Origin of the sequence: Flavobacterium subsaxonicum WB 4.1-42 = DSM 21790 (assembly GCF_000422725.1) — a bacterium.
Classification (GTDB): domain Bacteria; phylum Bacteroidota; class Bacteroidia; order Flavobacteriales; family Flavobacteriaceae; genus Flavobacterium; species Flavobacterium subsaxonicum.
In genome coordinates this window covers 628,597-642,575 of the sequence record NZ_AUGP01000017.1, presented here as the reverse complement: position 1 = coordinate 642,575, position 13,979 = coordinate 628,597, and the positions used below count along the sequence as shown (strand labels likewise).

Sequence of the window (13,979 nt, the reverse complement as noted above, 5' to 3'; positions counted from 1 at the left end):
AAAAGTGTAATATCATTTTTTTACTAATTACAACAATGCAAAAGCGGCAATGTTTACAATACATTGCCGCTTTTGTTAATTTATCTTTAAAAAATGATGTCTGCCTCTATTTTTCGGCCTCAAGGCCAAATTGCCTAAAGCGTTGCACATAGGTGTTAAACTGTTTTTTGTTAGAGTTGTAAAACCCGGCATCGTTATTTTCCTGCATTACAATAAGCAGGCTGCGGTACTGTTCTATATCGCGAACAATATCGCGGGCATTAATGTTTTGCATGCTTATAGGCTGCGATGCATAATAATTAAGGCTGCCTTTGTATTTGCCTATAAGCTGTGTTAATAGTTTGCGTGCGGCAGCTTTATCGCCCACTTTGTAATAGCCACCGGCAAAAGGCTCTGATATAAAATAGAAACCATAGTTGTCTACCGGCATGTTGGTAAGTGCCATATCTATTACTTTGCGTGCTTTTTGAGGCTCGTTGGCATCAATAAGTGCCTGCATAAGCCTTGCAAGCGTCATGCGGAAGGATATACTGTTTCTTCGCGATTGCGGATCAACATAAATATCCGGGCTGCCGCTGTTGCCCCAATCCCATTTAGAAACTTTGTTAAACATATCGTTGGGCTCTATATAGCCCATGTCTAAAGCCGTAGCATCTTTAGGTTGTTGTGTTTTAATGGGTACCAGCTTTAGGACCAGGCCATCCTGTTGCAGGTAGTTGTTCATCCAGGCAATTTCTGAATCATCGCTATTACCACCCGAAAAATAAATAGGTCGTTTCCAGTTGTTGTTCCTTATGATATCGAGCATCATAAGGGCATTTTTATAGATAGCGCTTTTTGGCAGGTCGATATCAATGCTTTTAACAATAGAATCATAACGCTGTGGCGAAACCACTTTGTTTTGTATAATGGCATTCCTGTCTACCGGGAAGCTTATTTTGTTAGACGGGTAAATGTTGGTTTTTTGCCCGTTATTCAATTCTATTTTAGCCCTCTCATCGTTGGTAGAAATAAACTTCATAAAATCGTTAACGCTAATGCGATCTTCGGTTCGTGGCACATACAGCATATAGTTGCGGGTACCGTCTACATACTGGTCGTGTGTAAACGATATGGGCATAGGGTCAGATTCATGCGCCTTGCGTTTCATCGAATCAATGTACCAGTCCTGGGCAAACAGGGTAGTACACACTACGCGCACATCGGTACGGTAGCCTTCTACTTCCTGGGCATACCATAGTGGGAAGGTATCATTATCGCCAATGGTAAAGAGTATGGCATTAGGATCGCACGAATCTAAATACGCCTTGGCCATAGAAAGGGCAGTATAACGGCCACTACGGTCGTGGTCATCCCAGTTTTGGGCTGCCATAAGCAACGGAGCGCCAATCATGGTGGCGGCAAGCACAACTGGTACGGCTATTTTGGGCTTTAAATAGTTTTTAAGGCCATCAAACAGCGCGTAGACCCCAAAGGCTATCCAGAGGGCAAAAACGTAAAAAGAGCCCACTAATGCATAATCACGCTCGCGGGGTTCAAAAGGCCTTTCGTTAAGGAATATCTTAAGTGCAATACCGGTAAATAAAAACAGGGCAAGCAGCACATAAAAACTCTTGGCATCTTTACGGGCGTGGTATATCATACCCACAACGCCTAAGATAAACGGAATAAAAAAGTAAGTGTTACGGGCTTTGTTGTTGCGCATATCATCTGATATATGCTCCTGCGGACCCAGATGCGCATCATCAATAAAGCCAATTCCGCTTATCCAGTTGCCGTCCTGGTAGCCATAGCGGCCCTGCTCGTCGTTCTGGCGGCCGGTAAAATTCCACATCAGGTAACGCCAGTACATATAGCCAAACTGGTATTCGAACATAAACGACATGTTTTGCCCAAAGCTCGGTTTTTCTATAAGCAGGTAATCTTTATAGCTGTTTAAAAACTTGTCGTACTCGGTATTGCCAATTTCGCCACGGGCATAAGCATTTTTAAATTCGCCTATAACCTGCTCCAGCTGGCCGCGCGCCTGAGATATGGCCATGCCGGCCTGCTCATCGCTTAGCGTTTCAAGGTCAATGCCCGATTGCATTAAGTCCTGAGAGAAATCGTAATCAGGGTCGATCTTAAATTTTGGAGGGCCAACAAAGTTCATGTAGTTGGCACCTTTATCTGTAGCACCCATGCGGGGCAAGAAACCGCTGTGCCTTTCGTCAGGGTTTTGTTCGGCGTTCTTGTAATTGTTTACAATTTCGTATTTGCCGGTTTTAAGGTTGGCTTCGTAGTTGGGTTTGCTGTCTGTGTAAGGTTTGTCTTTGTCCAGTCCGGCGTAGCCCTCGGTGTACATAGGGCCGTAAAAAGTACGCTGCTGCGGATATTGCTCACGGTTGTAATACGCCAGTACATCGGCCGCGTTGGCAGGGTTGTTCTCGTTTATAACCACATTGGCGTTAGCGCGAATGGGCAGCATAAGCCAGGTGCTAAAGCCTATAAGTATAAACAACAAGCACAGCAGTATGGTATTGTATAGTGGAAGTTCTTTTTTTTGAGTGTAGCGCAACCCAAAGTAAAAAAAGGCAGCAATAAGTAAAAAGACAAATATAGTACCCGAGTTAAATGGCAGCCCAAGGCTGTTAACCATAAAGATTTCGGTTTTCCCGAAAAGGGCAAGGGTGTAGGGTAAAAGGAACCCGAAAACAAAAAACAGTACCGCCACCATTACAATATTGGCTATGATGAAGTTTTTAACCGTAACGGTCTTGTAGTTTTTAAAGTAATAAATAAACCCGATAGACGGTATGGTAAGCAGTGCCATAAAGTGCACCCCGAATGATAACCCAATAAGCAGCGAAATTATAAGCAGCCATTTGTTGCCGCGCGGCGTATGCATTTCTTCGCCCCATTTAAGGCCGGTCCATAGCAATATGGCTATAAACAACGATGCCATGGCATACACCTCGGCCTCGGTAGCGTTAAACCAAAAGCTATCCGAAAATAAAAAAGCCAAAGAGCCTACGGCAGACGCCCCAAGAACCATTGTGGCATTATCTCTCGTAAAATCGGTAAAAGTGGCTGTAAGGCTCTTTAAAAGCAGTGTAAGCGACCAAAACATAAACAGTATTGTAAATGCGCTCGATAGTACCGATACCATATTAACCATTAGCGCTACTTTACTGGGGCTGGTAGCAAACATGGCAACTACGGCACCTGCCATCTGGAAGAGGGGCGCACCGGGTGGGTGGCCTACTTCCAGCTTTGCAGAGGTAGAAATATATTCGCCGCAATCCCAAAAACTAAGGGTTGGTTCTACAGTTAGCGTGTACACCACAAGGGCAATGGCAAAAAGAGTCCAGCCCAATAGGGTATTCCATTTTTTAAAAGAAAGGTTGTTCATGTTGATTAGCAAGGGTATATTGTCTTACAAAGAAACTATTTTATCCGGTTGCCACAACGTCCAAAAATATTTTTTAATTTTTTTTATTTTCCAGATTAAATGTATTTAACTACAAATCAAATCCTTAACTGTTGAGTAAAAAAATACTATGCTTTTATTGGCTTAAGTAGCTACCGGGCAACTTGAATGGCAAAAATCGTATGGAGGCACTGGTGCCGAAGAATTGGGCTACTTACTTGAGGTTGCCGGAGGGCGATTTGTTTTAGATAACACATGTATTAAAACCAGGATAATTGTCAAATAATTAATTAAATCAATATGCTTGCCGGTCTTTATGTTTTTTATTGTTTTATTGGGTTGTTTGTAAATATTTGATAATGATTTTGTTGTGATTTTACAGGAAATTTTGGGTGATTTTTTTTAAAATTTTTTATTTGAAAGTTTGCATTATTTAAAATATGTGTTACATTTGCACTCGCAATGAAGCACTATTGGTCTATGGTGTAATGGTAACACTACTGTTTTTGGTGCAGTCGTTCAAGGTTCGAGTCCTTGTGGACCAACGGAAAACCTCCCATTTATGGGAGGTTTTTTCATTTATATGCGTTTCTAATTTTCAAAATCTTGGATTTTTACTAACTTTATAACCGGCAGGTTTACAAAACATAAAATCAGTTTTATGTGTATTTTCTTTCAGGATTGAAAGCTTTGTCAATCTCGAAAATTTTCCACTGTTCTAAAACATCCCCTGATTAAAATCCTCTAAATTTTAAATTTCGTTCCCGGGCTTAAAATTTTCTTACATTTTTTGGCGTCAAAAACCTCAAAAAAAGGCTTAATATTTCACTTTCGGACTTTGAGATTCGCTACAAACCATCTTTCAATAAAATTATTTCGGCAAGGGTATTTTTTTGTGGTCTGTAAAAATCGGGTAGGAGCCTTTCTCTGTAAAAAACCATGCAAAAAAATAAAGGCACAAAAAAAGCACCAGGGTTACTGGTGCTTTATATTTTGTGTAACCCGCAAGGGGTTAACTGAAAGTCTTAAGCTTCAAACGGTACTATTGAAACATAGGATTTGTTGTCTCTTTTCTTCTGAAATTTAACAACACCGTCTACTTTAGCATGTAAAGTATGGTCTTTGCCCATGTAAACATTTTCACCCGGATTGTGCTTAGAACCCCTTTGTCTGATAATAATGTTACCAGCATTGGCGGCCTGGCCACCAAAAATCTTAACGCCTAAACGTTTCGACTCTGATTCCCTACCATTCTTGGAACTACCGACACCTTTCTTGTGAGCCATGATGTTTTGTTTTTAATTGTTAGTAATTATTCTGCTGCAGTTTCAGCTTCAGCTTTTTTAGTGGCTTTCTTCTTAGTACCACCAAAGTTGATTACAGAGATCTGGATCTGAGTTAAAGACTGGCGGTGACCATTCTTTTTCTTGTATCCTTTTCTTCTTTTCTTTTTGAAAACAATTACTTTGTCTCCTTTTAAGTGCTGCAGCACTTTGGCTTCGATCGAAGCACCTTCTATAGCCGGGGCGCCTAAAGTAACGGTTCCGTTGTCGTCAAGTAAAAGAACTTTCGCAAATGTAACTGCGTCGCCCTCTTTACCTTCCAAACGGTGTACGTACACTTTTTGGTCTTTGCTAACTTTAAATTGCTGCCCTGCTATCTCTACGATTGCGTACATAACAATATGGTTTAAATTAATTTTTAAGGTTGCAAATATACAATTTATTATTTATCAGTCAACATGTTGCATTAAAATATTACCGCTAATTGCTATTATGTATATTATTAAGGTTTGCTGTGCTGTTTTGGCTGTTAAGCTGCCTATGGTTTATACAAGCCGGTTTTATTTACACCTTATATATATAGGAGTGGCTGCAAAACTTCAAATTCAGAAAAAAAGATAGAATTATTGTAACAAATTACCGAAATTGCAGACCAATTAGCTAAATCAAAAATAATTATTAATTTTTATGAAAAAATCTATAATGGCTTTGGGTTCACTCCTGATGCTCGGTGCAACGGCTTCGGCCCAGAAAGTAGCATTTGAGGAATACACATTAGATAATGGCCTGCATGTAATCCTTCATCAGGATAAATCGGCCCCGGTTATTGTTACTTCTGTTATGTACCATGTAGGTGCTAAAGACGAGGCTCCGGACAGGACCGGCTTTGCACACTTTTTTGAGCACTTGTTGTTTGAAGGTACACAAAACATTAAAAGAGGCGAGTGGTTTAAAATTGTAACGGCCAACGGCGGTAACAATAACGCCAACACTACTGATGACAGAACGTACTACTACGAAGTGTTCCCATCAAACAACCTTGAGTTGGGCCTTTGGATGGAAAGCGAAAGGATGATGCACCCGGTTATTAACCAAATTGGTGTAGATACCCAAAACGAAGTTGTTAAAGAAGAAAAAAGGCTTAGGTACGACAATCAGCCGTATGGCGCAATGTTGGCCCAGGTTAAAAAAAATATGTTTAAGGTACACCCGTACCGCTGGACTACCATTGGAGACATGGCACACCTTGATGCTGCTACCCTTGCAGAGTTCCAGGCATTCAACAAAAAATTCTACATTCCTAACAATGCAGTACTTGTAGTTGCAGGAGATCTTGATGTAGACCAGACTAAAAAATGGGTTAAGCAATATTTTGGTGCTATACCAAAAGGCACGCCGGTTACCCGCCAAAAATTTGAAGAGGCTCCAATAACAAAACAGTTTACTGCTACTTATGAGGATCCTAACATTCAGCTGCCAATGGTGGTTACGGCTTACCGTACACCGGCAATGAGCACTAAAGATGCCCGTACGTTAGATATGGTTTCGTCGTTACTTAGCGATGGTAAAAGCTCAAGAATGTACAAAAAAATTGTAGACGAAAAGAAAATGGCACTGCAAATTGGCGCGTTTAACTACAGCCAGGAAGATTACGGTGTGTACTTTGTTTATGCTATACCAATGCAGCCGTTTACGGCAGAGCAGGTACTTAAAGAAGCCGATGCCGAAATTGTAAGGTTACAAACAGAGCTTATATCTGAAAAAGAGTTTACTAAACTTCAAAACCAGATAGAAAACCGTTATGTAAACAACAATTCGCGTGTGGAAGATGTTGCAGATAACCTTGCTACCTACTACCTGTTGTATGGCGATGTTAACCTTATTAATACCGAGATTGATATTTACCGTAGTATTACAAGGGAAGATATTAGAGAAGCGGCTAAAAAATACCTTAGCACTAACCAACGATTGGTATTAGATTACGTACCAGCTAAAGACAAAGCACAAAACTAAGCATTAAAACAAATCATGAAAAAAGTTATATATTTATTAGCAGGCTTGTTTTTATCTACTACAGCTATGCATGCACAAGACAGACCTATGCCCAAGCCGGGGCCATCGCCAACGGTAAACGTGGGCAAACCAGAGGCTTTTACACTTAAAAACGGCCTTAAAGTTATTGTGGTAGAAAACCACAAGCTGCCAAGGGTAACGTTTAACCTTAGCTTAGACAATGCTCCTTACACAGAGGGAGACAAAAAAGGTGTGGCCGATATGGTTAGCGCACTTATGGGCTCTGGTACTAAAAAAATGTCTAAAAACGCTTTTAATGAAGAGGTAGATTACCTTGGGGCCGATATCAGGTTTTGGGATAGCGGCGCTGCTGCCAGCGGATTATCTAAATATTCAGGCAGGATATTAGAGCTAATGGCCGATGGTGCCCTTAACCCTGTATTTACTCAGGAAGAGTTTGATAAACAAAAAGCGCAAATTCTTGAAGGTTTAAAATCTGAAGAAAAAGACGTTAAAAGTGTTGCCCGCAGGGTTACAGATGTACTTACTTACGGTAAAAACCACCCTGGTGGCGAATTTGTAAGCGAGGCTACTTTAAACAATGTTACCCTTGCCGATGTGGTGCAAAACTACGATACGTATTTTGTTCCGGGTAAAGCATACCTTGTTATAGTAGGCGATGTTAAACTAAAAGACGTTAAAAAACAGGTTACTAAATTATTTGGCGCCTGGGAGCCAGGTACTGCCCCAACGGTTGCTTACAGCGATCCTCAGGATGTACAGTACACGCAGGTAAACTTTATTGATATGCCAAACGCAGTACAGTCAGAAATTTCTGTAATCAACGTGGTTAACCTTAAAATGACGGATAAAGAATATTTTGCTACGCTTCTTGCTAACCAGATTCTTGGTGGTGGTGGCGAAGGAAGGCTTTTCCTTAACCTGCGTGAAGCTCATGGCTGGACGTATGGTGCCTACTCATCTATTGCCGGTAACAAGCATGTAGGTGCATTTACATCATCTACATCGGTTAGAAATGCAGTAACAGACAGTTCGGTTGTAGAGATACTTAACGAGCTTAAAAAAATGCGTGCTGACCTGGTTAGTGCCGAAGACCTTAAAAATGCTAAAGCAAAATACGTTGGTAACTTTGTTATGCAGATAGAAAAACCGGCTACCGTAGCCCGTTATGCATTGCTTACACAAACACAAAGCCTGCCCGAAGATTTTTACGAAAACTACATTAAAAACATTAATGCAGTAACTCCGGAAGATGTTAAGGCTGCTGCTAACAAATTCTTTTTAGCAGATAAATCAAGGATAGTAATTGTAGGTAAAGCTGCAGATGTGTTACCGGGTCTTGAAAAAAGCAAAATACCGGTTAACTACTTTGATAAATTTGGCAAGCCTACAGAAAAACCAACGGTTAACAAACCGGTTCCTGCTGGTGTAACGGCTAAAACTGTTTTAGATGGTTACATTAAGGCAGTTGGTGGAGAAAAAGCGCTTAAAGCGGTTAAAACCATCTACACTAAATCTACAGGTACTGTACAGGGCACACCACTTGAGCTTACTACAAAAGTATCTGTTGAGAACAAACAGCTTGTAGAAATGAAAGCTATGGGTATGAGCATGATGAAACAGGTAGTTAACGAAAAAGGAGGCTATATGGTACAACAAGGCCAAAAAGTTGAGCTTGAAGGCGAAGACCTTGCCGAAATGAAAGCAAGCGCTGTACCTTTCGAAGAGTTAACCCTTGCGTCTAAAAAAGACGTTAAATTGTCAGGTATAGAGTCAATTAACGGTACCGATGCTTATGCTGTTAAAAACGGAACCACTACTTTTTACTATGATGTAAAAACAGGTTACAAAATTGCCGAAGCTCACGAGGCTGAAGGCCCGGACGGTAAAAAAGCTACCCAAACTACTTACTATAGCGATTATAAAGATGTAAAAGGCATTAAAGTGCCGCACAAAGTAAGCATGAATGTTGGTATAGAGTTAGATCTTACCGTGGTTGAAGCTAAGATAAACGAAGGTGTTACACCGGCTGATTTTCAATAATAGTTAATAAGACTATAACATACAGTAAAGGCTGCCTTAACGGGTAGCCTTTCGTTTTTATTGCTGCAAAAATAATATACATAAAAAAAGTCCCGCAATTGCGGGACTTTTTGTGTTATAAAGCGCTCTTATTTGTTGGGTTTAACCAACAGGGCGTTAGGATATTTTTTTCTAACTTCAGATAGTTTACGCTCGGCATCCATGCGCGAGCTAAAGCTGCCAACCCATACTTTATAGGTAGGGCTTTCAAATACAATAGTGCCGTCCAGGTCTTTAAAATCGCGTTTAAAATCCTGCAAAGCCTTGCGCGCTTTATCGTTTGCACCATAAAAAATCTGTAGTTTATAACGGTCATTTACCGTTATAGACGAGTTAATTTTGCGCTTTTCGTTTAAAAGCTCTTCAAATTTGGCATCCTGAGATACCGTAACCGTGTTAGTTTGTGCCATGGCGCTACCACCCATAACAGTACAGAAAAGTACTGCAAAATGTAGCGGCGTGATTCTTAAAATTCTCATTATTAAGTAAGTTTAATACAAATGTACAACTATTTATTTTACGTGTAATAACGCGATTTATTTAGAATTGTTATAAATTATGGTTTAAGATTTAATTAAGGTTTGAGAATAATTCTTAAGTCGTATTTTTGTGGAAGTTTTTAAAAAAGTATAGTATTTACATAGTATACTCCAATAAAAATCATACCAAAATATGTCGATAATCATTTTTAATATGAAAAAAGTGGGTAACCATACTTCGATTTCAAGAATCTTATTGTTTTGCGTGGCGCTCTCGCTATGCTTTTCTGTTTCTACATTTGCCCAGGAAGCTGCGGCTCCGGCAGCAGCAGCTGCCCCTGCAGCAGACGCAGCAGCGGCCCCGGCCGGTGCAGGCGATCCTGTAAAGGGTAAAGAATTATTTAATGCCAATTGTGCTTCTTGTCACAAGCTTGATGCTAAATCTACGGGCCCTGCCTTAAGGGGTGTGGCAGATAAGCATGACAAAGCATGGCTTTACAGGTGGATTCATAATAGTAGCGAGATGATCAAATCGGGCGATGCTGAGGCTGTAAAGCTTTTTGCAGACAACGGTGGGGTTACCATGACTGCGTTCCCTCAGCTTGCTGAAGCGGATATTGATAACATCATGGCGTATACGTCGCAGCCTAAAGAGGTTGCTGCTGCTCCTGCTGGAGGTGGAACTACTGCTCAGGCGGGTGGCGAAGGTAATGGTGGTTCTTCAAACACTTTAATATTGGGTGCGCTTGTATTGGTGCTTGTAGTATTAATTGTAATGCTTGTTTTGGTAAACAAAACACTTAGAAGGGTTGCTGCTGCAAACGGTGTTGTAGTTGTAGAAAACGAACCTACATTACCATTATGGAAAGCGTATGCTAAAAACCAGTTCCTTGTATTGGTAACGGTTATATTGCTAATGCTGTCTGGGGCTTACTTCCTTTATGGTTATACCATGCAAATAGGTGTAGATCAAAACTACCAGCCGGTACAGCCAATTCACTTCTCGCACAAAATTCACGCCGGCGATAACGGTATTGATTGTAAATACTGTCACTCTGCTGCAAGGGTAAGTAAAAATTCGGGTATTCCATCACTTAATGTGTGTATGAACTGCCATAAGAATATTGCTGAATTTGCAGGCGATAAAGATTCATTATACGTAGATCATTCTAAAGAATTCTACACTGGCGAAATACAAAAACTGTATGACGCTGTAGGGTGGGATAAAGCTGCGCAAAAATATACCGGAAAACAAAAACCTGTTAAATGGGTTAGGATACACAACCTTCCGGACTTCGTTTACTTTAACCACTCTCAACACGTATCTGTTGCAGGTGTAGAATGCCAGACTTGCCACGGCCCTGTTGAAACTTTCGAGGTTATGAAGCAAAATGCACCACTTACAATGGGCTGGTGTATTAACTGCCACCGCGAGACTGATGTTAAAGTAGAAGGCAATGACTACTACAAGAAAATCCACGACGAACTTGCCAAGAAATATGGAGTTCAAAAACTTACTGCTGCCAATATGGGTGGTACTGAGTGTGGTAAATGTCACTATTAATCAATTTATAAGAAGCTAATATTTATATACAACATGGCATCAAACAAAAAATACTGGCAAAGTGTTGAAGAGCTAAATGAAAACAGCTCTATTGTTGAGACGCTGAGAAACAATGAGTTTGTTGAAGAAATTCCAACTGAGGACTTTCTTGGCGACAAAGAAGCTTTGTCATCATCATCTACAAGCCGTCGTGACTTTTTAAAATATGTAGGGTTTAGTACTGCTGCTGCATCTTTGGCAGCCTGCGAAGGCCCGGTTATTAAATCAATACCTTATGTGGTACAACCGGAAGAAATAATCCCGGGTGTTGCTGATTACTATGCTACTACAATGGCAGATGGTTTTGATTTTGCCAACATACTTATTAAAACCCGTGAGGGGCGCCCCATAAAAGTTGAAAATAATACCCTTGCAGGCTCTAAAGTGGCTGCAAACGGTAGGGTTCATGCATCGGTACTTTCTTTATACGACAGCATGCGCTTAAAACAGCCTTTGGTATCTGGCAAACCTGCTTCTTGGCAGGAGGTAGATGCTAAAGTTGCGGCAGGCCTTTCTCAGGCTGCTGCAGGTGCAGGTTCGGTTGTTGTACTTACAGGTACACTTGCCAGCCCGTCTACAGATAAAATTATAGCCGAGTTTGGTGCTAAATACCCGGGCTTTAAGCATGTAGTTTACGATTCTGTTTCTTCATCAGAGGCTTTGGATGCTTTCCAACAGGTCTATGGCGAAAGAGCACTTGCTGATTACGATTTCTTAAAAGCAGACGTTATTGTTTCTGTTGGCGCTGATTTTCTTGGCGACTGGCAGGGTGGTGGCTACGATTCTGGTTACACCCAGGGCCGTATACCTAATAAAAACGGTAAAATGTCTAAGCACATCCAGATAGAGTCTAACATGTCTCTTACAGGTGCTAATGCTGATAAGCGTATTCCTTTGACTGTTACTGAGCAAAAATATGCTCTTGTAAAAATATATAACATTGTTACAGGCTCTTCTGTAGCGGTGCCCGATGTAAACAAAACGTATGCAAAAGCGGTGGAGCAGGCTGCAAGCCAGCTTAAAGCTGCCGGATCTAAAGGTGTATTTGTTACAGGTTTGGATGATGTTAATGCACAGCTTCTTGCTATTGCAATTAACAATGCCCTTGCTTCTGCAGCATTTAACCCTGCCGGTGCACGTTATGTTAGAAAAGGCGATGCTAAAGCAGTTGCACAGTTAGTGAAAGATATGAAAGCCGGTACGGTACATACGCTTATCATGAACAATGTTAACCCTGTATACACCCTGCCAAACAGTGCAGATTTTGTTGAAGGGCTTAAAAAAGTAAAACTATCGGTTTCTTTCTCTCTTAAAGAAGATGAAACTGCTTCTAAAACAACTGTAGCTGCTGCTGCCCCTCATTACCTTGAGTCTTGGGGAGATGTAAGCATTGCTAAAGGATATTATGCTGTTACGCAGCCAACTATCCGTCCGTTGTTTAATACAAAACAATTCCAGGATGCGTTACTTGCATGGTCTGGAAACCCACAAGCCTATTACGATTACCTTAAAACAGTTGCTCCGGCTTATACAGGTGGCAAAACCTGGAACCAGTTGGTTCATGATGGTGTTGCTTTAACCGGTGTTGCTACAACAACAACTGCTGCATTGGGTGCTAACTACAGCGGTGCCGCATCGGCCCTTGCTGCTGCCAAGCCTGCTGCGGGTATGTTAGAGCTTGTGCTTTATACTAAAACAGGTCTTGGAGATGGCCAACAGGCTAACAACCCTTGGTTACAAGAGTTTCCGGATCCTATTACAAGAACATCTTGGGATAACTATGTTACTGTTGCCAAAGCCGATGCCGATGCATTAGGCCTTGAAAATTGGAATGTGGCTAACGGTGGCCTTAACGGTAGCTTGGTTACTGTAGAGGTTAACGGTGTAAAACTTCAAAATGTTCCGGTAATAATCCAGCCGGGCCAGGCAAAAGGTACTGTAGGTATCGCACTTGGTTACGGTCGCGAAGCGGCAATGAAAAAAGAGATGATAGTGGGTGTAAATGCATACACGCTTTACAGCAACTTTAACTCTTTCCAAAATGCCAAGCTTACAAAAACGGATGGCGAGCATGAATTTGCCTGCGTTCAGCTTCAAAAAACATTAATGGGTAGGGGAGATATCGTAAAAGAAGCTACCTTAGCCGACTTTAATAATAAACCGGTTGAAGAGTGGAACATCATGCCGGTAGTATCTTACGATCATAAAGAAGTACCAGCTGCGTCTATCGACCTTTGGGAATCTTTTGACAGGACTACAGGACACCACTTTAACCTATCGATAGACCTTAACGCCTGTACAGGTTGCGGTGCTTGTGTAATTGCATGCCACGCAGAAAATAACGTACCGGTTGTTGGTAAATCTGAAATAAGGAGAAGCCGCGATATGCACTGGTTGCGTATTGACAGGTATTACTCATCTCAGGATACTTTTGCAGGCGATGTAGAGCTTAAAGAAGGTACTACAGGCCTAATGAATACTATTGAAACATTTGGTAACATGGAAGACCCTGCGGATAACCCTCAGGTAGTATTCCAGCCGGTAATGTGCCAGCACTGTAACCACGCTCCTTGCGAAACTGTTTGCCCTGTGGCAGCAACATCGCACGGTCGTCAGGGCCAGAACCACATGGCTTACAACCGTTGTGTGGGTACCCGTTACTGCGCTAACAACTGTCCGTATAAAGTACGTCGTTTCAACTGGTTCCTGTACAACAAAAACAACGACTTCGATTATCATATGAATGACGATCTTGGCCGTATGGTACTTAACCCGGATGTAAACGTTCGTTCAAGGGGTGTTATGGAAAAATGTTCTTTCTGTATACAGTCTACACAAGCGGTTATCCTTAAGGCTAAACGCGAAGGGAGAGTAGTTGCCAAAGGCGAGTTTAACGATGCTTGTGCATGTTCTGCAGCATGTAGTACCGGAGCTATGGTATTTGGCGATGTTAACGAGAAGGAAGATCCTATCGTAAGACTAAAAGAAGATGAAAGGGCTTACCACCTGCTTAGCCACATTGGCACGCAGCCTAATGTATTCTACCACGTTAAAGTAAGGAATACATAGTAGTATAAAATAAATTAATA

Annotated in this window: 8 protein-coding genes and 1 tRNA gene; 5 read left to right on the top strand and 4 right to left on the bottom strand. The window is 41.3% G+C overall.

Features of this window, described 5'->3' with window-relative positions:
* Window positions 1-106 precede the first annotated feature (106 nt).
* A complete protein-coding gene (locus tag G509_RS0105765) occupies window positions 107-3,391 on the bottom strand; it encodes a glycosyltransferase family 117 protein (RefSeq protein WP_026990654.1) in 3,285 nt (1,094 codons plus the stop codon).
* A 492-nt stretch (window positions 3,392-3,883) separates the two neighbouring features.
* On the opposite strand from G509_RS0105765, the gene G509_RS0105760 reads away from it, so the two are divergent.
* A tRNA-Gln gene (locus tag G509_RS0105760) sits at window positions 3,884-3,954 on the top strand.
* Window positions 3,955-4,434: 480 nt separating this feature from the next.
* Here the strand turns inward: G509_RS0105760 and rpmA are convergent.
* Together rpmA and rplU are read right to left on the bottom strand one after the other, a co-directional pair.
* The gene (gene rpmA / locus G509_RS0105745; RefSeq protein WP_026990653.1) at window positions 4,435-4,695 is read right to left on the bottom strand and encodes a 50S ribosomal protein L27; all 261 of its coding nucleotides are present in this window, start codon (window positions 4,693-4,695) and stop codon (window positions 4,435-4,437) included.
* A gap of 26 nt (window positions 4,696-4,721) precedes the next feature.
* On the bottom strand, window positions 4,722-5,087 hold the full coding sequence (gene rplU, locus G509_RS0105740; protein ID WP_026990652.1) for a 50S ribosomal protein L21: 366 nt from the start codon (window positions 5,085-5,087) through the stop codon (window positions 4,722-4,724).
* Between the two features lie 292 nt (window positions 5,088-5,379).
* Between rplU and G509_RS0105735 the strand changes: the two genes are divergently transcribed.
* A complete protein-coding gene (locus G509_RS0105735; RefSeq protein WP_026990651.1) occupies window positions 5,380-6,705 on the top strand; it encodes a M16 family metallopeptidase in 1,326 nt (441 codons plus the stop codon).
* Window positions 6,706-6,720: 15 nt separating this feature from the next.
* Window positions 6,721-8,769 carry a M16 family metallopeptidase gene (locus tag G509_RS0105730; RefSeq protein ID WP_026990650.1) on the top strand — a complete coding sequence of 683 codons (2,049 nt, stop codon included), beginning with the start codon at window positions 6,721-6,723 and terminating at the stop codon, window positions 8,767-8,769.
* Window positions 8,770-8,897: 128 nt separating this feature from the next.
* Here the strand turns inward: G509_RS0105730 and G509_RS0105720 are convergent, their stop codons facing one another.
* Window positions 8,898-9,287, bottom strand: a complete 390-nt coding sequence (locus tag G509_RS0105720) for an SPOR domain-containing protein (protein WP_026990649.1) — start codon at window positions 9,285-9,287, stop codon at window positions 8,898-8,900.
* Window positions 9,288-9,501: 214 nt separating this feature from the next.
* Between G509_RS0105720 and G509_RS0105715 the strand changes: the two genes are divergently transcribed.
* A complete protein-coding gene (locus tag G509_RS0105715; RefSeq protein WP_026990648.1) occupies window positions 9,502-10,851 on the top strand; it encodes a c-type cytochrome in 1,350 nt (449 codons plus the stop codon).
* Between the two features lie 33 nt (window positions 10,852-10,884).
* Window positions 10,885-13,959: a TAT-variant-translocated molybdopterin oxidoreductase gene (locus G509_RS0105710; protein WP_026990647.1), complete on the top strand. Its 3,075-nt coding sequence runs from the start codon at window positions 10,885-10,887 to the stop codon at window positions 13,957-13,959.
* Window positions 13,960-13,979: the final 20 nt, after the last annotated feature.

Coding starts and splice junctions, on each gene's coding strand:
- G509_RS0105715 (WP_026990648.1), top strand. CDS start 9,502: ATGAAAAAAGTGGGTAACCATACTTCGATTTCAAGAATCTTATTGTTT.
- rplU (WP_026990652.1), bottom strand. CDS start 5,087: ATGTACGCAATCGTAGAGATAGCAGGGCAGCAATTTAAAGTTAGCAAA.
- rpmA (WP_026990653.1), bottom strand. CDS start 4,695: ATGGCTCACAAGAAAGGTGTCGGTAGTTCCAAGAATGGTAGGGAATCA.
- G509_RS0105765 (WP_026990654.1), bottom strand. CDS start 3,391: ATGAACAACCTTTCTTTTAAAAAATGGAATACCCTATTGGGCTGGACT.
- G509_RS0105720 (WP_026990649.1), bottom strand. CDS start 9,287: ATGAGAATTTTAAGAATCACGCCGCTACATTTTGCAGTACTTTTCTGT.
- G509_RS0105730 (WP_026990650.1), top strand. CDS start 6,721: ATGAAAAAAGTTATATATTTATTAGCAGGCTTGTTTTTATCTACTACA.
- G509_RS0105710 (WP_026990647.1), top strand. CDS start 10,885: ATGGCATCAAACAAAAAATACTGGCAAAGTGTTGAAGAGCTAAATGAA.
- G509_RS0105735 (WP_026990651.1), top strand. CDS start 5,380: ATGAAAAAATCTATAATGGCTTTGGGTTCACTCCTGATGCTCGGTGCA.